The sequence below is a fragment of the Leifsonia sp. 115AMFTsu3.1 genome (genome assembly GCF_004362795.1).
Classification (GTDB): domain Bacteria; phylum Actinomycetota; class Actinomycetes; order Actinomycetales; family Microbacteriaceae; genus Leifsonia.
In genome coordinates this window covers 1,381,969-1,401,200 of record NZ_SNYB01000002.1, presented here as the reverse complement: position 1 = coordinate 1,401,200, position 19,232 = coordinate 1,381,969, and the positions used below count along the sequence as shown (strand labels likewise).

General features: G+C 69.6%; 18 protein-coding genes. 2 read left to right on the top strand and 16 right to left on the bottom strand.

Annotation, left to right across the window (positions count from 1 at the left end; translation table 11 throughout):
- Positions 1 to 79 precede the first annotated feature (79 nt).
- Positions 80 to 445 carry a LysM peptidoglycan-binding domain-containing protein gene (locus tag AXZ95_RS17755; RefSeq protein WP_018191442.1) on the bottom strand — a complete coding sequence of 122 codons (366 nt, stop codon included), beginning with the start codon at positions 443 to 445 and terminating at the stop codon, positions 80 to 82.
- A gap of 262 nt (positions 446 to 707) precedes the next feature.
- Between AXZ95_RS17755 and lexA the strand changes: the two genes are divergently transcribed.
- A complete protein-coding gene (gene lexA, locus AXZ95_RS17750; RefSeq protein WP_018191443.1) occupies positions 708 to 1,388 on the top strand; it encodes a transcriptional repressor LexA in 681 nt (226 codons plus the stop codon).
- A gap of 98 nt (positions 1,389 to 1,486) precedes the next feature.
- Here lexA and AXZ95_RS17745 read toward each other — a convergent pair whose 3' ends face one another.
- The 4 genes from AXZ95_RS17745 to hflX form a co-directional block, all read right to left on the bottom strand.
- Entirely contained in the window at positions 1,487 to 1,837 is a 351-nt protein-coding gene (locus AXZ95_RS17745; protein WP_018191444.1) for a metallopeptidase family protein, read from the bottom strand.
- Positions 1,838 to 1,928: 91 nt separating this feature from the next.
- Positions 1,929 to 4,292, bottom strand: coding sequence for a 5-methyltetrahydropteroyltriglutamate--homocysteine S-methyltransferase (gene metE, locus AXZ95_RS17740; protein ID WP_018191445.1), 2,364 nt, complete (start codon positions 4,290 to 4,292; stop codon positions 1,929 to 1,931).
- Positions 4,289 to 5,269 (bottom strand): methylenetetrahydrofolate reductase, encoded by a 981-nt coding sequence (locus tag AXZ95_RS17735; RefSeq protein ID WP_018191446.1) that lies wholly within the window; start codon positions 5,267 to 5,269, stop codon positions 4,289 to 4,291. The genes metE and AXZ95_RS17735 overlap by 4 nt, the downstream gene beginning before the upstream one ends.
- Before the next feature lie 234 nt (positions 5,270 to 5,503).
- Complete coding sequence (gene hflX / locus AXZ95_RS17730; protein WP_018191447.1) at positions 5,504 to 7,039, bottom strand: GTPase HflX; 1,536 nt, start codon at positions 7,037 to 7,039, stop codon at positions 5,504 to 5,506.
- A gap of 100 nt (positions 7,040 to 7,139) precedes the next feature.
- Here hflX and AXZ95_RS17725 point away from each other — a divergent pair, with 100 nt between their 5' ends.
- Positions 7,140 to 7,712, top strand: a complete 573-nt coding sequence (locus tag AXZ95_RS17725; RefSeq protein ID WP_018191448.1) for a methyltransferase — start codon at positions 7,140 to 7,142, stop codon at positions 7,710 to 7,712.
- 114 nt (positions 7,713 to 7,826) lie between these two features.
- Here AXZ95_RS17725 and dapF read toward each other — a convergent pair whose 3' ends face one another.
- From dapF to AXZ95_RS17670, 11 genes are all read right to left on the bottom strand, one after another.
- Complete coding sequence (gene dapF, locus AXZ95_RS17720) at positions 7,827 to 8,705, bottom strand: diaminopimelate epimerase (protein ID WP_018191449.1); 879 nt, start codon at positions 8,703 to 8,705, stop codon at positions 7,827 to 7,829.
- A gap of 10 nt (positions 8,706 to 8,715) precedes the next feature.
- Positions 8,716 to 9,690 carry a tRNA (adenosine(37)-N6)-dimethylallyltransferase MiaA gene (gene miaA, locus AXZ95_RS17715; protein ID WP_051087304.1) on the bottom strand — a complete coding sequence of 325 codons (975 nt, stop codon included), beginning with the start codon at positions 9,688 to 9,690 and terminating at the stop codon, positions 8,716 to 8,718.
- Positions 9,687 to 11,297, bottom strand: coding sequence for a tRNA (N6-isopentenyl adenosine(37)-C2)-methylthiotransferase MiaB (gene miaB / locus AXZ95_RS17710; protein ID WP_018191451.1), 1,611 nt, complete (start codon positions 11,295 to 11,297; stop codon positions 9,687 to 9,689). The genes miaA and miaB overlap by 4 nt, the downstream gene beginning before the upstream one ends.
- A gap of 71 nt (positions 11,298 to 11,368) precedes the next feature.
- Entirely contained in the window at positions 11,369 to 12,238 is an 870-nt protein-coding gene (locus AXZ95_RS17705) for a regulatory protein RecX (protein WP_231374447.1), read from the bottom strand.
- A 31-nt stretch (positions 12,239 to 12,269) separates the two neighbouring features.
- Complete coding sequence (recA, locus tag AXZ95_RS17700) at positions 12,270 to 13,343, bottom strand: recombinase RecA (protein ID WP_018191453.1); 1,074 nt, start codon at positions 13,341 to 13,343, stop codon at positions 12,270 to 12,272.
- 173 nt (positions 13,344 to 13,516) lie between these two features.
- Positions 13,517 to 13,741 carry a DUF3046 domain-containing protein gene (locus AXZ95_RS17695; protein WP_018191454.1) on the bottom strand — a complete coding sequence of 75 codons (225 nt, stop codon included), beginning with the start codon at positions 13,739 to 13,741 and terminating at the stop codon, positions 13,517 to 13,519.
- Positions 13,742 to 13,823: 82 nt separating this feature from the next.
- On the bottom strand, positions 13,824 to 14,135 hold the full coding sequence (locus AXZ95_RS17690; RefSeq protein WP_018191455.1) for a helix-turn-helix transcriptional regulator: 312 nt from the start codon (positions 14,133 to 14,135) through the stop codon (positions 13,824 to 13,826).
- A 158-nt stretch (positions 14,136 to 14,293) separates the two neighbouring features.
- Complete coding sequence (locus tag AXZ95_RS17685; RefSeq protein WP_018191456.1) at positions 14,294 to 14,800, bottom strand: CinA family protein; 507 nt, start codon at positions 14,798 to 14,800, stop codon at positions 14,294 to 14,296.
- Entirely contained in the window at positions 14,787 to 15,410 is a 624-nt protein-coding gene (gene pgsA / locus AXZ95_RS17680) for a CDP-diacylglycerol--glycerol-3-phosphate 3-phosphatidyltransferase (protein ID WP_018191457.1), read from the bottom strand. Before pgsA ends, AXZ95_RS17685 begins: the two co-directional genes overlap by 14 nt.
- A 9-nt stretch (positions 15,411 to 15,419) precedes the next feature.
- A complete protein-coding gene (locus AXZ95_RS17675) occupies positions 15,420 to 18,254 on the bottom strand; it encodes a DNA translocase FtsK (RefSeq protein WP_018191458.1) in 2,835 nt (944 codons plus the stop codon).
- 422 nt (positions 18,255 to 18,676) lie between these two features.
- Positions 18,677 to 19,168, bottom strand: a complete 492-nt coding sequence (locus AXZ95_RS17670) for a GNAT family N-acetyltransferase (protein ID WP_018191459.1) — start codon at positions 19,166 to 19,168, stop codon at positions 18,677 to 18,679.
- Positions 19,169 to 19,232 lie beyond the last annotated feature (64 nt).

Here is a 19,232-nt window from a genome sequence, read left to right as displayed (position 1 = left end):
GCGAACCCGGCTGCCGAGCCGCGGATCTCCTCCGTTTACGACCGCGAGTTGCGGACGGCGCCTGCCGTCCGGACGCCGCCTAGTGCGCGTACTTCGCCGGGACCGCGAGCTGCTGGCCGGGCGAGACGACGGCCGAGTCGAGGCCGTTCAGGGAGACGATGTCGGCGATCACATCGCGCGGGTCGGCGTTCGGCGCCACGCGCTCGGCGACCGACCAGAGGGAGTCGCCCGACTCCACCGTGACGTACTGGAAGCTGACGTGCGTCTGCTCACCGGTGGCGACCGCGCCGCCGCCGTTGAGTGCGAACACGAGGGCTCCGATGACGAGGGGCAGCGCGACGAGGGCGGAGAGGACCGCGCGACCGCGCCGCGTGAGACGCAGGCGAACCCGTGCTCCCTCCGGCAGCGGCGGGACCGCACGAAGGGTGGGAACCGACTCGCTCATCAGTACTGCGCTCATGGTCGTGACCTCCTCAGACTCGCGGGTGCGAAGCTGTGTTCCGAATGTATCTTCGAATGTCCGAATCCGCAAGATGCCCTCAGGCCGGGAATTCGGGGACGAAGTTCGCGACACACTCGAACACATGTTTGTCTTCCCTTCCCGACGCGGATACAGTTTCGACTGTCTGAGGACATCAGATCAGGAACCACCGACATTCCTGCAGGGAGCATCCCCGCAGGGCCGCCGACGCCAGGAGAGGACGCCCGTGTCGAATGAGAACCAGGCACGCGGAGGCACCCGTCGCCGCAAGAACCTGAGCGACAAGCAGCTGGCGATCCTCGATGTGATCCAGCGATCGGTGAGCCAGCGCGGCTATCCGCCGAGCATGCGCGAGATCGGTGACGCCGTCGGCCTCTCCTCCCTGTCGTCCGTCACGCATCAGCTGAACCAGCTCGAGCTGAGCGGATACCTCCGGCGCGACCCGAACCGTCCGCGCGCCCTCGAGATCCTCATCGACCTGCCGTCGTCGTCGCAGTCCGCGCCGGACTACGAGAACCAGACACCGGTTGGTGACGCCGCGATGGTCCCGCTTGTCGGCCGCATCGCGGCCGGAATCCCGATCACGGCCGAGCAGCAGGTGGACGAGGTCTTCCCGCTCCCCCGCCAGCTGGTCGGCAATGGCGAGCTGTTCATGCTGAAGGTCGTCGGCGAGTCGATGATCGATGCGGCGATCTGCGACGGCGACTGGGTCGTCGTGCGCGCCCAGAACACGGCCGAGAACGGCGACATCGTCGCCGCGATGCTCGACGAGGAGGCGACCGTCAAGGTTTTCCGCCAGCGCGACGGCCACACCTGGCTGTTGCCGCGTAACTCGAACTTCGAGCCCATCCTCGGCGACTACTCCCAGGTGCTCGGCAAGGTCGTCGCGGTCCTCCGCGCGGTCTGAGCATCCCGCCCGCCCCACCCCACGTTTTGCGCCAAATCGTGGTTATGACCGCCTCATAACCACGATTTGCGCCAAATCGTGGCACCGGGAAGAGAGGGCTAGGCCCAGCCGAGCTCCCTCAGCCGGTCGTCGGAAAGCCCGAAGTAGTGCCCGATCTCGTGCACCAGGGTGAGCCGGACCCGGGCCCGCAGGTCGTCCTCCGAGACGGCCGACGCCTCCAGATTGTTACGGAACAGCGTGATCCGGTCCGGCAGCTCGCCGAACCCGTACACCGAACGCCGGGTCAGCGGCCGTCCGCTGTACAGCCCGAACAGGCGCGGCCGGGCGCCGTCCGGTTGATCTTCGATGAGGATGGCGACGTTCTCCAGCGGCCCCACCATGTCGTCCGGCAGCGCATCGAAGATGTCGCCGACCATCCGCTCGAACTCCTCGTCCGGGATGCGCACCATGCGCCCATCCTCACACGCACGCTCTCCCGAAACACGACGGCCCCGGTACGCCGTGAGCGTACCGGGGCCGCGGATCGCCTCGGCGAAGGCGTCAGGCGTTCACGGCCGCCCGCTCGCGCACCCCGCGCGTCGCCTCGATGATGTTGCGGAGCGAGGCGACGGTCTCGTCGTACCCGCGCGTCTTGAGGCCGCAGTCCGGGTTCACCCAGAGCTGCCGGCCCGGGATCGCCTCCAGCGCCGTCTCCAGCAACTCGGTCACCTCGGCGACCGACGGCACGCGCGGCGAGTGGATGTCGTACACGCCCGGTCCGATGCCGTGCTCGAAGCCGGAGCGCTGGATGTCGTGGACGACCTCCATCCGGCTGCGGGCCGCCTCGATGCTGGTGACGTCGGCATCCAGGTTCCGGATCGCGTCGATGACGACGCCGAACTCCGAGTAGCAGAGGTGCGTGTGGATCTGCGTGCCGTTGGCGACGCCCGAGGTGGCGAGGCGGAACGACCCGACCGACCAGTCGAGGTACTCGCCCTGCGCCGCCTTCTTCAGCGGCAGCAGCTCCCGCAGCGCCGGCTCGTCCACCTGGACGACGCGGATGCCCGCCTCCTCCAGGTCCGCGATCTCGTCTCGGAGCGCGAGCGCGACCTGTCGCGCGGTCTCGCCGAGCGGCTGGTCGTCGCGCACGAACGACCACGCGAGGATGGTCACGGGCCCGGTGAGCATCCCCTTCACCGGCTTGTCGGTGAGGCTCTGGGTGTACGCCGACCACTCGACCGTGATGGGTGCGGGTCGCGAGACGTCGCCCCAGAGGATCGACGGGCGCGTACAGCGCGAACCGTAGGACTGCACCCAGCCGTTGCGCGTGACCGCGAAGCCGTCCAGGTTCTCGGCGAAGTACTGCACCATGTCGTTGCGCTCGGGCTCGCCGTGCACGATCACGTCGATCCCGATCTCCTCCTGGAGGTCGACGACGCGCTTGATCTCGTCGCGCATGCGGCCCAGGTACTCCGCCTCGGTGATGAGGCCCTTCGCCAGCTGCGCGCGCGACCGGCGGATGTCGGCCGTCTGCGGGAACGACCCGATCGTCGTCGTGGGCAGGAACGGGAGGCTGAGGGCGGCATCCTGCGCCGCCAGCCTGTCCGCGTACGCGCCACGGCGGAAGTCGTCCTCGGTCAGCGCGGCCTCGCGCTCGCGGACGGCGGGGACGCGGACGCCCGGCGCCGACGCACGGTCGGCGAGCGCAGCGGTCGCGGCGGTCAGCTCCTCCTGGATCGCCTCGTGGCCGTCGACGATCCCGCGCGCGAGCACGGCGACCTGGGCGACCTTCTGGTCGGCGAAGGCGAGCCACGACGTCAAGCGCGCGTCGAGGTCCGGCTCGTCATCCACGTCATGCGGGACGTGCAGCAGCGAGGTGGACGTGGACACGGTCACGTCGGGGCTGAGCGACAGCAGCTCCGTGAGCTTCCCGAACGCCGCCTCGAGGTCCCCGCGCCAGATGTTGTGCCCGTCGATCACGCCGCCGACGAGTGTCTTCCCGGCGAGGGCGGATGCGGTCGCCGCGTCCAGCCCCGACGGGATGGACCCGCGCACGAGGTCCAGGGAGATCGCCTCCACCGGGCTGGCCGCGAGGACAGGCAGGGCGTCGTCGAGGCTCCCGTAGGGAGCCGCCACGAAGAGGGCAGGACGGTCGGACGCGCGCCCGAGCACGTCGTACGCCTCGCGCACCGCGCCGAGCACCGCATCCCGCGGCTCGTCGATGCTCTCGCTGACGAGAGCCGGCTCGTCGAGCTGCACCCACGGGGCGCCTGCGGCGGACAGGCGCGAAAGCAGCTCCGCGTAGACGGGCAGCAGGTCGCTCAGGCGCGAGAGCGGCCGGAACCCCTCCGGGGCGTCGTCGGCCGCCTTGCTCAGCAGCAGGAAGGTCACCGGCCCGACGATGACCGGACGCGTGACGAACCCCGCAGCGCGGGCCTCCTCGAACTCGCGGACGATGCGGTCCGAGGCCAGCCGGAACGCCGTCTCCGGGCCGATCTCCGGCACGAGGTAGTGGTAATTGGAGTCGAACCACTTCGTCATCTCCAGCGGCGGGTTCTCCCCCTCGCCGCGGGCGATCGTGAAGTAGCCGGCCAGGTCGACGGAGCCGTCGGCCGAGGCGAGCCCCGCGAACCGCGAGGGCACGGCGCCGACGGTGACCGCCGCATCCAGCACCTGGTCGTAGAAGCTGAAGCTCTCCGGGATGGACGCATCGGTGCGGCCGAGGCCGAGGGTCGCGAGCCGCTCACGCGTGGCGGCGCGCAGATCGGCCGCAGCCGACTCCAGCTCGTCCGCGTCGATGCTGCCGGCCCAGAACGCCTCGACGGCCTTCTTCAGCTCTCGGCGGCGGCCGATGCGCGGGTAGCCGATGATGGTGCCCGCCGGGAACGCGGGGCGGCCCGAAGCGGCGGAGGTGGTGTCGGTCATGCTGGTTCCTTCTCGGTGGCCGGGTTCGCCGGGGTGGTGGATGCGGTCTCGCTCGCCGCCGGGAGGGCGCCGATGCGGTCCAGCACGGACAGGACGGCCTCGTGCTGGTTGAACGTGTACAGGTGGAGTCCGGGGGCGCCGCCGGCGAGCAGCCGCTCGCCGAGCCGGGCCGCCCAGGCGATGCCGATCTCGCGGCGACCCTCGTCGGTCGGCTCGACCTCCAGCTCGATCGCGAGGTCGCTGGGGAGGTCCTCGCCGCTGAGCTCCAGCATCCGCTTCAGGCGTGCGGGGCTCGTCACCGGCATGATGCCCGGCAGGATGGGGAACGTCACGCCCGCCTCGGCCGCACGCTGGGTGAAGTGGAAGTAGTCCTCGGCGTGGAAGAACAGCTGCGTGATCCCCAGGTTCGCCCCGGCCGCCTGCTTGGCGAGCAGGGCGTCGATGTCCTGCGAGACCGAATGCGACGACGGATGCCCGTTCGGGAATGCGGCGACGGCGATCTGCACATGCTCGCGATGCTCCAGCACGGCCTGCGCGTGCAGCTCGGGAACGGCCAGCTCGCCGTACGGGACCCGCTCGGCCTGGACGCGATGGATGAGCTGCACCAGCTCCGCGGTCGTGCGGATGTCGCCGATCCCGTCGTCCCCTTCGGCCAGCCCCTCCGGCGGGTCGCCGCGGACCGCGAGGAAGCGGCGAACGCCCGCGTCGAGGAAGTCGCGGATCAGCCGGTGCGCCTCCTCGTGCGACGAGCCGACGCAGGTGAGGTGGGCCATCGGGCTGACCTCGGTGTGCTCGATGATGTAGCGCAGCACGTCGAGGGAGGCGGTCCGCGAAGAGCCGCCGGCGCCGTACGTCACGGAGATGAAATCCGGACACGTCGCGGCCAGCAGGTCGATCGTCCCCGGCAGCGCCGCCGCGGCGCGTTCAGTGCGCGGCGGGTACAGCTCGAAGGAGAACCGGGCCTCGGTACAGCTCATGGGTTCCTCGGATGGTCGGACAGCGGCACAAGGACGTCCCACCCGCGCTCGGCACAGGCCGCTCGGCACAGGGAGGGATTCACTCGGGCGGGTGCCGGGCTCGGCTGTCGCACCACGTCGGCGGTCGCCCGCTTCGGTTGTCTGGCAATCTAGCAACGCAGAAGGCCGGGCGGAACCTCCCGCGTCATCCAGTGACACAGAGGATCCGCCCGGCCTTCGGGATACGGTGTGCGGCTACGAGGTCGCGGCCACCTCGAACGGCTCGAACGCCGCATGGTACTCGGGCATGATCCGCGCGGTCACGCGGGTGCCCTCCTCCACGTACTCGGTCGAGATCACGCGGCCCCGCTCGTGCAGCGCCGAGATGAGGTCGCCGCGGTCGTACGGCACCACCAGCTCCACCTCGAGGGAGGGATCCGGCAGCAGCCGCGCGATGGCGGCCAGCACCTCGTCGATCCCCTCGCCGGTTCGTGCCGACGCGAAGATCGCGCCCGGCTCCAGTCCGCGCAGGATGAGCCGGTCGTCCGCCGAGATCAGGTCGGCCTTGTTGAAGACCACGATCTCCGGGATGTCGCGGGCGCCCACCTCGCCGATCACGTCGCGCACCGTCGCCAGCTGCGAGGCCGGGTCCGGGTGCGAGCCGTCGACCACGTGCAGGATGACGTCGGAATCGGCGACCTCCTCCAGCGTCGACCGGAACGCCTCCACCAGCTGGTGCGGCAGGTTGCGCACGAAGCCGACGGTGTCGGCGAGCGTGTACAGCCGGCCGTCGGCGGTCACCGAGCGGCGGACCGTCGCATCCAGCGTCGCGAACAGCGCGTTCTCGACCAGCACGCCGGCCTTGGTCACGCGGTTCAGCAGGCTCGACTTGCCCGCGTTGGTGTAGCCGGCGATCGCCACCGACGGCACCGAGTTGCGGTTGCGGTTCGCGCGCTTCGCCTCGCGGGCGGGTTTGAAGCCGGCGATCTGCTTGCGCAGCCGGGCCATGCGCGTGTGGATGCGGCGACGATCCAACTCGATCTTCGTCTCACCCGGTCCGCGCGAGCCCATGCCGGCGCCCGCTCCACCCACCTGGCCACCGGCCTGCCGGGACATCGACTCACCCCAGCCACGGAGGCGCGGGAGCAGGTACTCGAGCTGCGCGAGCTCGACCTGCGCCTTGCCCTCGCGGCTCTTGGCGTGCTGGCTGAAGATGTCGAGGATCACCGCGGTGCGGTCGATCACCTTCACCTTCACCACGTCCTCCAGCGCACGGCGCTGGCTCGGTGCGAGCTCGGTGTCGGCGATCACGGTGTCGGCGCCGAGGGCCGCCACGATCCCGGCCAGCTCCTCGGCCTTGCCGCGGCCGAGGTAGGTGCTGGGGTCGGGATGCGGTCGGCGCTGCAGCAGCCCGTCGAGCACGGCCGCTCCCGCAGTCTCCGCCAGGGCGGCGAGCTCGCGCATCGAGTTCTCGGCGTCCTGCAGGGAGCCCTGCGAGTACACGCCGATCAGCACGACGTTCTCGAGTCGCAGCTGCCGGTACTCGACCTCGGTGACGTCCTGGAGCTCGGTGGAGAGCCCGGACACACGCCTGAGCGCCGCGCGCTCCTCGCGGTCGAGCTGCTCGCCGTCGTGCAGTCCGCCCTCGACGGCGTCCGCCTGCAGGGCCTGCGCCCGTGCGGACGCACCCGAGCCGAACAGCGTCACCGTTGCACGGTTGTCCTGCGTGGCGAGCACGCGCGCGACCACGTCGTCTGCGTCGTGGTCGCGGATGTCGGTCTTATCAGTCATTCAGTTCCCCGATCCGGGTTAACCCTAGTTTGTTCGTGTCCTGTACGGTCTGCTTATGGCCAGCGGAGATCACTACTTTTCCCCGGCGCCCGAGAGCGAGATGAACCTGCGGCCGTTCACCGTTCAGCTCGCCGGCCAGACATACGAGCTGGTGACGGCGAACGGGATCTTCAGCCCCGAGCGCATCGACATGGGTACGCGAGTGCTGCTGGACCATGTCCCCGCAGCGCCGCCCGGAGGTCAGTTCCTCGACCTCGGCTGCGGCTGGGGGCCGCTGGCTCTCACACTTGCTCTCGAATCCCCTCATGCGACGGTCTGGGCCGTCGACGTCAACACCCGAGCGTTGGACGTGGTGCGCAGGAATGCGCAGAAGCTCGGTCTCACCAATGTAAACCCGGTGACGCCGGATAATGTTCCCGATGACGTGCGATTTACGACGATCTGGTCGAATCCACCGATCCGCGTCGGCAAGAACGAGCTGCACAACATCCTGGAGCGCTGGCTGCCCCGGCTCGAGCCCGGGTCGGACGCGTGGCTCGTCGTGCAGCGCAACCTCGGCAGCGATTCCCTCCAGCGATGGATCCAGGCGACTTTCCCGGAGCTGACCACCACGCGAGCCGCGACCTCGAAGGGCTACCGCGTCCTCCGAGCCCGCTCCCACGCCGACGCCTGACCCACGCCCTCGCGCCTCCCCTCCCCCGTCGAGTACGCACAAACTTGACGCCGTCGCGGCGCGGCGCGTGCAATTTGTGCGGACTCGACGGTGGGTGTGTAGAAGGGGGTCGGGTCAGGCGAGGTCGAGCGTGCCGGTGAAGACTAGGGCGGCGGGGCCGGAGAGGCCGACGTGCTCGCCGTCCTCGGTCGCGAACATGCGGACGCCGACGGTGCCGCCGGGCACCTCCACGCGCCACTGGTTCGGGGCGCCCTCGCCCGCCCAGTAACGGACCGCGAGCGCGGCGGCCGCAGCACCGGTGCCGCAGGAGAGCGTCTCGCCGCTCCCGCGCTCGTGCACGCGCATGCGGATGCGGCCGACGCCGTCGACGACGAGCGGCTCGTGCGGCACCACGAACTCGACGTTCGCTCCGTGCTCGGGGGCCGGCTCGATGTGCGGGATGTAGGTGAGGTCGGCCGCGTCGAGCTCGGAGTCGTCGGCGACGGCGACGACGACGTGCGGGTTGCCCATGTCGATGCCCAGCCCGGGCCGGGCGACGGCGAGCTCCTTGGCGCGGACGAGCGGCTCGCCGCCGTCGAGCCGCCAGCGGCCCAGGTCGACCTGGAAGCCGTTGGTGCTGCGCTGCACGTCACGCACGCCGGAGCGCGTGCCGATGGCGATCGTCCCGCCCTCGGGGAGCTCGGCGAGGCCGGTCTCGAGGAGGTAGCGGACGTAGACGCGGATGCCGTTGCCGCACATCTCGGCGGGCGACCCGTCGGCGTTGTAGTAGTCCATGAACCAGGTGGCCGCGTCGTCCTCGGCGAGGGCTGCCTCGCCCTCGGGGAGGTGCGCGGAGCGGACCGCACGGATGACACCGTCGGCGCCGACGCCGAAGTGGCGGTCGCAGATCTCGGCGATCTGGGCGGCGGTGAGCGGCAGGCGCCCCTCCGGGTCGGAGTAGAGCACGAAGTCGTTGCCCGTGCCCTGACCCTTGGTGAAGTGGATGGTCGCCATGCGTTCCAGCCTAGCGACCCACCGCGGGTGCGCCGCGCTCGACGGCCTCCGCCGAATCCACCAGCGCGATGGCCGCATCCACCAGGTCCGGGGCGTCATAGTCGAGCCAGTGGATGCCCGGGTAGCGCTTGAACCAACTGACCTGCCGGCGGGCGTAGCGACGGGTCAACTGCTGGGTCTGGGCGATCGCGTCCTCCCGGGAGAGCTCGCCGCGCAGCTCAGCGAGCGCTTGCGCGTAGCCGATCGCACGGCGGGCGGTGACACCGCGGTCGATGCCCTCAGGGATCAGTGCCGTCACCTCGGCGAGCAGCCCCTCCGCCCACATCCGGTCGACGCGGGCGTCGAGCCGGCCGACGAGTTCGTCCCGCGGGGCGGCGAGCCCGATGATGACGGTCGGTTCGTGCCAGAGGGACGGTTCGTCGGGCAGCGCGCCGGTGACGGAGGTGCCGGTCAGCTCGGCGACCTCGAGGGCGCGGACGATGCGGCGGCCGTTCCGCGATCCGATCCGCTGAGCGGCTTCCGGGTCGCGTTCGGCCAAGCGCTGGAAGAGCATCCCCGGCCCGTGCTCGGCGAGTTCCGCTTCGAGGCGTGCCCGAAGCTCGGGGTCGGTTCCCGGGAACCGCAGGTCGAACAGCACGCTCGACACGTACAGTCCTGAGCCGCCGACCAGGATGGGGACGGCGCCACGGTCGGCGATCTCCTGGATGCGCGCCCGCGCTTCCGGCTGGTAGCGGGCGACGGTGGCCTCGTCGGTGACGTCGAGCACGTCGAAGAGGTGGTGCGGGATGCCGCGCCACTCCTCCGCCGGGAGCTTGGCCGTGCCGATGTCCATGCCGCGGTACAGCTGCATCGCGTCGGCGTTGACGACCTCGGATGTGCGCCCTCGGACGCGCAGCGCGTCGGCCAGCGCCAGCGAGAGGTCGGTCTTGCCGGTGCCGGTCGCGCCGACGATGGCGACGAGCGGGGGCGCGAGCGCCGCGCTCAGCGCTGTCCGTCCGTCGGGTCGTAGATCGGCATCGTGCCGACGCCCGGCGACGTGAGCGGTTCGCGTGTGCGGAGCGTCGGGAGTCCGAGGGAGACCCGGCCCGCTGCGGCGCCCGCCGCCGTGCCGCCGTGGCTGGGCACCGCGCAGGACTCGGCCTCTGCGCGATCCCAGGCGTCGCCCGCGCGAGTGCGGCGGATGCGGAGCGGCGCGCCGTCTGCAGAGTCGGCGATGAGGTGATGTGGCGCGGCCTGGGTGACGCGGACGGTGACGACGTCTCCGGGACGCGGCATCTCGGAGCCTGCGGGCAGCTCGAAGTGCACGAGGCGGCTGTCTTGGGCGCGGCCGCTGAGCCGGCGCGTGTCGGCGTCCTTCCGGCCCTCGCCGTTGGCGACGAGGAGTTCGACCTCGCGGCCGATGAGCTTCTGGTTCTCCTCCAGGGAGATGCGCTCCTGCAGCGCCGTGAGCCGGTCGTAGCGCTCCTGGACGATCTCCTTGGGCACCTGGTCCTCCATGGTCGCCGCGGGCGTGCCGGGGCGGATGGAGTACTGGAAGGTAAAGGCGGACGCGAAGCGGGCGGCTTCGACGACACGGAGCGTCTCCTGGAAGTCCTCCTCGGTCTCACCGGGGAAGCCGACGATGATGTCGGTGCTGATCGCCGCATCCGGCAGCTTCGCCCGCACGCGGTCGAGGATGCCGAGGAACTTCTCGGAGCGGTACGAACGGCGCATGGAGCGGAGGATGCGGTCGGACCCGGACTGCAGCGGCATGTGGAGTTGCGGCATGACGTTGGGCGTCTCGGCCATCGCGTCGATCACGTCGTCGGTGAACGCTGCGGGGTGCGGGCTGGTGAACCGGATGCGCTCGAGGCCCTCGATCTGGCCGGCGGCGCGCAGGAGCTTGCTGAAGGCCTGACGGTCTCCGAACTCCACGCCGTAGGAGTTGACGTTCTGCCCGAGCAGCGTGACCTCGATGGCCCCGTCGTCGACGAGGGCCTGGATCTCGGCGAGGATGTCTCCCGGGCGGCGGTCCTTCTCCTTTCCGCGGAGCGACGGGACGATGCAGAACGTGCAGGTGTTGTTGCAGCCGACCGAGATGGAGACCCAGCCGGAGTACGACGAGTCGCGCTTGGTCGGAAGCGTCGACGGGAAGGTCTCGAGCGATTCGAGAATCTCGATCTCGGCGGCGTCGTTGTGACGGGCGCGCTCGAGAAGGCTCGGAAGCGATCCCATGTTGTGAGTGCCGAAGACGACGTCGACCCACGGCGCCTTCTCGAGGATGACGTTCTTGTCCTTCTGGGCGAGGCACCCGCCCACGGCGATCTGCATGCCTTCGTGCCGGCGCTTCACGCCGGCGAGGTGGCCGAGGTTGCCGTAGAGCTTGTTGTCGGCGTTCTCGCGCACCGCGCAGGTGTTGATGACGACGATGTCGGCCTCTTCACCGTTGGCGGGGATGTAACCCGCCGCTTCGAGGGAGCCGCTGAGGCGCTCGGAGTCGTGGACGTTCATCTGGCAGCCGAACGTGCGCACCTCGTAGGTTCGCGCTCGGCCGTCGGGACGGATAGCCGCCTCGGAGGGCGCGATGACGCTGTGCTGTTCCAGGATGCTCATGATGGCGACAAGTCTACGTTTCTCGTCGCCTCGCAGGCGACGTGGTCACGGGGCGTTCGGCAGACGCCCGCCTACTGGAAACGGACTCCGGAACCGCCACGCGGGCGCCGGGTCGCGAACGCCGCATCCATCGCCTGCCGCACGACATCCGACGCGTACCCTTTGCGCGCAAGGAACCCGTGCAGCCGGCGTCGGGCGGTCTCGTCGTCGTAGGACGACAGCTGCCCCATGCGCTTCACGGCCAGCTCCGTCGCGCGCTCCAGTTCGTCGTCGTCGCCGATGTCGGCCAACGCGGCCTCGATCAGGACGGGATCGATGTGGCGCCGCTTGAGCTCCTGCTCGATCGCCGTGCGCCCGAGCCCTTTCCGGCTGTGCTGCGTGAAGGCGAGTGTCGCAGCGAGCGCTGCGTCGTCGATCACGCCGAGCACCTCCAGCCGATCGAGCTCCGGCCCGTACACCGCCGGGTCGATCTCGCGCTTGGTGAGCAACTGCTCGAGCTCCCACCGCGACATGCCCCGCCGCGCCAGCTGACGGATCGCGACCCCGGACGTCTTGCGCGCCTGCCGAACCGTCTCCTCGTCGACCTCGGCCTCGTCGGGAATCGATGGCGCCGGGGGCTCGGCACCCCAGGTGTTGTTCCACCCGGAGTCCGACCCCGCGTCGGTCCTCTGACCGGGTCGCCCGCGCGCGGCGCCCGCCGCGGCGTCCCCGCCTGGAGCCTCGCCGGGCAATGCGACCACTGGCCGCACAACGCCTTCCTGCGACCGGCCCTCGCGGGCCTTGCCGCGGCGCGACGGATGCTGGTCGCCGTCGGCACCGCGGGCGGAGGCCGCTCGCCGGAGTGGGGTTACGGGAGCCAAATGCTCCCGCGCCCCCGCCTCGACGGTCGACGTACCGTCACCCTGGTCGTCCTGCGGAGAGGACGGGAACTTCACCACCACGAGGATCTCCTCCGTGAGGCGAAGGGCACGGTTACGCGCCCTTTCGAGCCTGCAGCTTGTCTTCGATCGACCCGACGTTGGACGGCTCTTCCGCCACCGCGTTCGGGTCGGCCATGATGCCCAGCTTGATCTTGATCTTCTGCTCGATCTCGGACGCGATGTCCGGGTTGGCGATCAGGAAGTTGCGCGAGTTCTCCTTGCCCTGGCCGAGCTGGTCGCCCTCGTAGGTGTACCAAGCGCCCGACTTCTTGACGAGGCCGTGCTCCACACCGAAGTCGAGCAGGCTGCCCTCGCGGGAGATGCCGACACCGTAGAGGATGTCGAACTCCGCCTGCTTGAAGGGCGGGGCCATCTTGTTCTTGACGACCTTCACCCGGGTGCGGTTGCCGACCGCGTCGGCGCCGTCCTTCAGGGTCTCGATACGACGGATGTCGAGGCGCACCGACGCGTAGAACTTGAGCGCCTTACCACCGGCGGTGGTCTCCGGGCTGCCGAAGAAGACACCGATCTTCTCACGCAGCTGGTTGATGAAGATCATCGTGGTGTTGGTCTGGTTGAGGCCACCGGTGAGCTTACGGAGGGCCTGCGACATCAGACGGGCCTGGAGGCCGACGTGCGAGTCACCCATCTCGCCCTCGATCTCGGCGCGGGGCACGAGCGCGGCGACGGAGTCGATGACGATCAGGTCGATGGAGCCGGAGCGGACCAGCATGTCGGCGATCTCGAGCGCCTGCTCACCCGTGTCGGGCTGCGAGACGAGGAGCGCGTCGATGTCGACGCCGAGCTTTCGCGCGTACTCGGGGTCGAGTGCGTGCTCCGCGTCGATGAAGGCTGCGATGCCGCCCGCCCGCTGGGCGTTGGCGATGGCGTGCAGGGTCAGCGTCGTCTTACCCGACGACTCCGGGCCGTAGATCTCGACGATGCGGCCACGGGGCAGTCCGCCGATGCCGAGGGCGACGTCGAGGGCGATGGATCCGGTCGGCACGACCTCGACGGGGGCGCGCTCGTCGCTGCCCAGTCGCATGACGGAGCCCTTGCCGAACTGGCGGTCGATCTGCGCGAGGGCTGTTTCCAGGGCCTTCTCGCGGTCTGCGGGTGATGGCATTTTGCGGTTCTCCTTCGTGGGCTTCGCTACGGTTCGACTCTAGGAGTGACGTCCGACACCCGAAGCGAGGGACGCGCATCTGTGGACAACCGGTTTTCGACTGCCGATGTGAAGAAGTGTAGCCAGTTCCGAACATATCTTCGAGAACCGAAAATGGCGTGTCGCGCCGACGGTCAGCGCTTCGGGGCAGGCTTTCCCGCGCCGTACCAGTGCGACTGCGGCACACCGGTCTCCTTGCAGAGCGCGATCCACACCTCGCGCGGAGACAGACCCGCGGCGATGGCCTCGTTGGGCGTGCGACCGCCGAGTTCGCCGAGGACGAGGTCGGTCAGCAGCGTCTGACCGTAGGTGCTGCCGAACTCGTCGGTGACGGCGCGCTGGAACTCGCTGAGCTTCATGGGTCCTTAGTTTCGGAGAGCCGGGAGGGGGTAAACGAAGGACGCCCCGCCGAGAGCGGGGCGTCCTCCTGAGTGTGCGGGATCAGCGGGCGACCAGGTCCGAGTCCATCGCCGAGACGAACTCGTCCGGAACCGTGTCCGGAATGACCGGCTCGAGACCCTCGAGTACCGCGATCCGATCGCCGACCTCGCGCATGATGACCGAGACCGGCGTCTCCAGAGCGTCTGCCACGGAGGCGAGGATCTCACTCGACGCCTCCTTCTGTCCGCGCTCGACCTCGCTGAGGTACCCGAGCGCGACGCTCGCCTTACTGGCGACCTGGCGGAGCGTACGACCCTTTTGCAGGCGGAAGTCCCTGAGCACGTCGCCGATTTCCTGACGTACAAGAATCATTCGGAGCCTCCCTCTCTTACCCTGCCGACGTATCGATGGGATACGAATGTACCGCATCCCTGCGCTCCACGATATCGAGGGCTACTGGGCTTTTCTTGTGAATGCAGCAGGTGTAACCAGACCGAAACACCGCGTATTCCCGCGGTAATCCGGGAGTCTCAAACACCCGTTATGCCGAGCTCGTCCGCAAGCGCCCGGACGGCCTCGACGACCGTCTGCCGGCGGATGCCGTCTCGATCGCCCGTGAGAGCGAGCGCGACGGACCGCGCACCCGCATCGGAAGCGACACCGACATAGACCGTGCCGACCGGTCGCCCGCCCTGCGGATCGGGTCCGGCGACTCCCGTCGTCGCCACTCCGATGTCGGCCGGGCGGCCGGCGACGGCCAGACGATCGCGGACGCCGACGGCCAGTTGACGGGCGACCTCGGGATGGACGGGGCCCTCCGCCGCGAGCAGAGCGGCGTCCACCCCCAGCAGGGTGCGCTTCAGCTCGGTGGCGTAGACCACCGCTCCTCCGAGGACGACGGCGGAGGCTCCGGGGACGCTGGTGAGCTCGGCGGTGAGGAGGCCGCCGGTGAGCGACTCGGCCACCGCGATCGTGAGCCTGCGCTGGATCAACGCGTGGACGACCGTCTCTGTCGCTGATGGATCAGGCGACGGCATGCTTCGCTCTCCGGCCCTTCCACGCCTGCCAGAGGTAGTCGATGCCGGTCCAGACCGTGAGGATGACGGCCGCGGTCATGAGGATGCCGTTGACCCAGAAGATCCAGTCTCCGAACACCGTCCACAGCGGGACGAGCGCGAAGGAGATGGCCACCGACTGGACGATGGTCTTGATCTTGCCGCCGCGCGAGGCGGCGATGACGCCCTGCCGGATCACGACGAAGCGGTAGACGGTGATCCCGATCTCGCGCACCAGGATCACGACGGTCACCCACCAGGGCAGCTCCCCGAGGATGGACAGCGCGATGAGCGCACCCCCGGTGAGCACCTTGTCGGCGATGGGATCGAGGAGCTTGCCGAGGTCGGTGACGAGCCCCTGGCGACGGGCCAGGGCGCCGTCCACGCCGTCCGTCGCGATCGCGACGATGAAGAGCACCGCGGCCGCCCAGCGGAGCCAGCCGTCGTCTCCGCCGTCGGCGAGCAGCATCCAGACGAACAGTGGAGCGAGCAGGATGCGCACCACGGTGATCGCGTTGGGCAGGTTCCAGTTGCTCACGTGCTCTGTTCCGCCGTCCGCCGCTGCGGGCGGAGGCGTGTCGGGCACCGACATCGTGGTCGTCTACTCTCTGTCGGTCAGCTGCCAGGCGTCCTCGTCGGAGTCGCCCTCGACCTCAGGATAGCCCGCCGTCATCGCCGCGACGGGGTCGTTTCCGTAGCGGTCGTCGATCTCGGCGTCGCCGGCCTCGGCCGCGGGTCCGAGCGCAGCGGACGCGCCCGCTCCCGCTCCCGCCGCGGCGCTCGGCGCGGACGGTGCCACGCCGGCGGGCGGCTCCTCGCCGCGGAGCCGCGCGATCACCTGCGGGAGCTGCTCCGCCGTGGCGAGCACGTCGCGGGCCTTGGAGCCCTCGGACGGCCCGACGATCTCGCGGGACTCCAGCAGGTCCATGAGCCGGCCGGCCTTCGCGAAGCCGACGCGCAGCTTGCGCTGCAGCATCGACGTGGAGCCGAACTGCGACGACACGACGAGCTCGGCGGCCGCGAGCAGGAGCTCGAGGTCGTCACCGATGTCGGAGTCGATCTGCTTCTTCTCGGCCGACACCGTGACGTCCTGGCGGTACTCCGGCCGCGCCTGCCGGGTGACATGGTCGACGACCTTCTGGATCTCGTCCTCGTTGACCCACGCGCCCTGCACGCGGATCGCCTTGGATGCACCCATCGGCAGGAACAGGGCGTCGCCCTGGCCGATCAGCTTGTCGGCGCCCGGCTGATCGAGGATGACGCGCGAGTCGGTGACGCTCGTCACCGCGAACGCCAGCCGCGAGGGGACGTTCGCCTTGATCAGTCCGGTCACGACATCCACCGAGGGTCGCTGGGTGGCGAGGACCAGGTGGATGCCGGATGCGCGTGCCAGCTGCGTGATGCGGACGATCGAGTCCTCCACGTCGCGCGGCGCGACCATCATCAGGTCGGCGAGCTCGTCGACGACGACGAGCAGGTACGGATACGGCTTCAGCTTCCGCTCACTGCCGGCGGGCAGGACGATCTCGTCGTTCACGACGGCGCGGTTGAAGTCGTCGATGTGGCGGAAGCCGAAGCTCGCCAGATCGTCGTACCGCATGTCCATCTCCTTCACGACCCACTGCAAGGCCTCGGCGGCCTTCTTCGGGTTCGTGATGATGGGCGTGATGAGGTGCGGGACGCCACCGTAGATGGTCAGCTCGACGCGCTTCGGGTCGATGAGCACCATCCGCACCTCCGACGGCTTCGCGCGCATCAGGAGGCTGGTGATCATCGAGTTGACGAAGCTCGACTTGCCCGAACCGGTGGAACCGGCGACGAGCAGGTGGGGCATCTTGGCCAGGTTCGCGACCACGAAGCCGCCGCCCACGTCTTTACCGACGCCGATCGTCATCGGGTGGACGCTCTTCGTGGCCGCGGGAGACCGCAGCACGTCGCCGAGCGACACGATCTCGCGGTCGCTGTTCGGGATCTCGATGCCGATCGCGCTCTTGCCCGGGATCGGCGAGAGGATGCGGACCTCGTTGCTCGCGACGGCGTATGACAGGTTCTTGCTGAGCGCGGTAACGCGTTCGACCTTGACGCCGGGGCCGAGCTCGATCTCGTACTGCGTGACCGTCGGGCCGCGCGAGTAGCCGGTGACCTTCGCGTCCACGCCGAACTGGGTGAGGACGGACGTGATGGCGGCGACGATCTCGTCGTTCGCGCCGGAGCGGGTCTTCGCGGGCGTTCCGGCGGACAGCATGGTTGCGGACGGGAGGTTGTACGGAGCAGACGGCTCCGGGAGCGCCGGCGGGGCGACATCCTCGTCGAAGTCCTCGGCGCCGGCCTGGAAACCGGGGAGCACGGCCGCGCCTCCAGGGGCGCCGCCCACCGGCGGGAGCGGCGCGACGGCCGTCGGCGGCTGCTCTCCGGTGAACCGCTGCAGGGCGTCCTCGGCGTTGGCGAGCTCGCTCAGCACCTCAGTGTTGTAGTGATCGCTGGCCGGGTCGGGTTCGAGGGCGGTCGCGAACTCCCCCTTGCCCCGCTGGCCTGCGCCGAAGACCTCGGTGAGGCCGTCCGCCGGGGCGGCGTCGTACTCCGGGTCCTCTTCGCGCTGCGACTTGTTCCGGCGCCACCAGGGCAGGTTGGCCTCCTGCTCCGGCTCGTCGTCGACGCCGTCGAGCTCGACCTGCTTGGATCGGGCTTCCTTCGCCTCCTGACGCTCGTCCTCCGTCGGCAGCTGCGCCCCGAACAGGTAGGCGTACAGCTCACGGATGCGCTCGGGCAGCTTGTTCGGCGGTGTCTTGGTGATGATGAAGAGGCTGAGGATCAGCAGCAGGATGATGACGGCGCCCGCGCCGTATGGCGTGATCAGCAGCGACAGCGGCGCGGCGATCAGCCACCCCAGCACACCGCCCGCCTGCGCGAGCGCGTTCACGCCGTCGCTCGGCGACGGGTGCGGGCTGAACAGATGACACAGCCCGGACACCGTGAGCAGCAGGATGCTCAGGCCGATGCCGATGCGCGTGTTGTCGTGAACCGAGCTGGGATGGCGGAACAGCCACGCGGCGAACAGCACCATGACCACCGGGAGAGCGAACGCCACGCGCCCGAAGAGCAGACCGAACGTCGACGCGTCCAGCATGCGCGCGACCTGGTTGTTGATGAAGAACCACTCGATGACGGCACCGGCGGCTGCTAGCAGGACCAGGAAGAACGGAAACCCGTCACGGCGCTCTTCTTTCGCCAGCTTCTCCGGACCGAGCGCACGGAATGCGGCGCCGGTGAGGTGGGCGAGGCCCATCCACGCGCGGATCAGCGGACTGGACCCCGCGTCGGCTGCCGGGTAGGCGACCGTCTTCTGCTGCGCGGTCTTCGACGCCGGCTTGCGCGCGGTCGACCCGCCGCGACCGGAGTTCCGGGCGCGTGCATTCGACTTGGTGCTCGTAGCCATGGCACAACGGTACGTCGTGCCCCCGTCATCACGCGGTTCCCGCGCCTGAGTTGTGGAAATCCGGCCCGCCGCGGGGAGTGTGCACAACTCGTCGGAGCGACCGCGTGGCGACCGAATTCCGGTTGTGAGACGAATGGCTCTCGCCCTGAGAGGGCGAGAGCCATTCGTGCTTTCTGACGTCACCCGACATTCCGGGGCGATCGGCTCGCAGCACTCACCTACATTCGGCAGCGCTTGCGTCCCGGGAACAGGGCTCCGAAGAGCGGATACAGCCCGTAATACACAATGCAACCCATGACTACTCCTTCGTGTCAAAGATCCAGAAAGGGACCTCTTGATCAGAAGGACGCGCGCACTCCGAGATCGTGACGCTCAGTCGCCCAGGAACTCGTGTTCACCTGAGTTGTGGAAATCCGGCCCCGTCAGCGAACTGTGCGCACCATCGTGTCGGAGCCCTCTCCCGAGGCGACCGTCACGTACCCCTCGCTGATGTAGAGGCGCTGGGCGAAGTTGGAGCGCTCGACGCTGAGGCTGAGTCGCGCGTGGCCGCGGGCCGCCGCGTCGCGCGCCAGCTCGCGGAGCAGCACCCGGCCGACGCCCTGCGCGCGCCACTGCGGATAGACGCCCAGCGTCAGCTCGGGCACCCCGGCAGCGACGAAGCCGTAGCCGGGGTCGCTCGGCGAGAACAGGCGTGCCCAGGCGGCGCCGACGGGCACGCCGCGGGCGTCCTCGGCCACGCAGCCGAAGTCGCCCGGCCGCTGCCAGCCCGCGATGTAGTGGCGGACGGAGGGATCGTCGAGGACCGTCACCCGCGGCCTGGTGCGCACCGGATTCCAGTTCGCGGCCTCCACCAGCATGTCCGCGAGCACCCGGGCGTCGCCGGGAACGGCGGGACGGATGTGGAACGCGTTCATGGACGAACGTTACCCACCGGCGTGTTTCCGGCGGGTAACGATCCCGGCCGGCCGGCGCGAGGCC

Bases quoted from the DNA above. Each gene is read 5' to 3' on its own strand.
- AXZ95_RS17735 (WP_018191446.1), bottom strand. From the start codon at position 5,269: ATGAGCTGTACCGAGGCCCGGTTCTCCTTCGAGCTGTACCCGCCGCGC.
- pgsA (WP_018191457.1), bottom strand. From the start codon at position 15,410: ATGTCGGTGCCCGACACGCCTCCGCCCGCAGCGGCGGACGGCGGAACA.
- dapF (WP_018191449.1), bottom strand. From the start codon at position 8,705: ATGGCGACCATCCACTTCACCAAGGGTCAGGGCACGGGCAACGACTTC.
- AXZ95_RS17695 (WP_018191454.1), bottom strand. From the start codon at position 13,741: ATGAAGCTCAGCGAGTTCCAGCGCGCCGTCACCGACGAGTTCGGCAGC.
- AXZ95_RS17725 (WP_018191448.1), top strand. From the start codon at position 7,140: ATGAACCTGCGGCCGTTCACCGTTCAGCTCGCCGGCCAGACATACGAG.
- miaB (WP_018191451.1), bottom strand. From the start codon at position 11,297: ATGAGCATCCTGGAACAGCACAGCGTCATCGCGCCCTCCGAGGCGGCT.
- metE (WP_018191445.1), bottom strand. From the start codon at position 4,292: ATGACCGACACCACCTCCGCCGCTTCGGGCCGCCCCGCGTTCCCGGCG.
- AXZ95_RS17755 (WP_018191442.1), bottom strand. From the start codon at position 445: ATGAGCGAGTCGGTTCCCACCCTTCGTGCGGTCCCGCCGCTGCCGGAG.
- AXZ95_RS17690 (WP_018191455.1), bottom strand. From the start codon at position 14,135: ATGATTCTTGTACGTCAGGAAATCGGCGACGTGCTCAGGGACTTCCGC.
- hflX (WP_018191447.1), bottom strand. From the start codon at position 7,039: ATGACTGATAAGACCGACATCCGCGACCACGACGCAGACGACGTGGTC.
- AXZ95_RS17670 (WP_018191459.1), bottom strand. From the start codon at position 19,168: ATGAACGCGTTCCACATCCGTCCCGCCGTTCCCGGCGACGCCCGGGTG.
- recA (WP_018191453.1), bottom strand. From the start codon at position 13,343: ATGCCATCACCCGCAGACCGCGAGAAGGCCCTGGAAACAGCCCTCGCG.
- AXZ95_RS17685 (WP_018191456.1), bottom strand. From the start codon at position 14,800: ATGCCGTCGCCTGATCCATCAGCGACAGAGACGGTCGTCCACGCGTTG.
- AXZ95_RS17745 (WP_018191444.1), bottom strand. From the start codon at position 1,837: ATGGTGCGCATCCCGGACGAGGAGTTCGAGCGGATGGTCGGCGACATC.
- AXZ95_RS17675 (WP_018191458.1), bottom strand. From the start codon at position 18,254: ATGGCTACGAGCACCAAGTCGAATGCACGCGCCCGGAACTCCGGTCGC.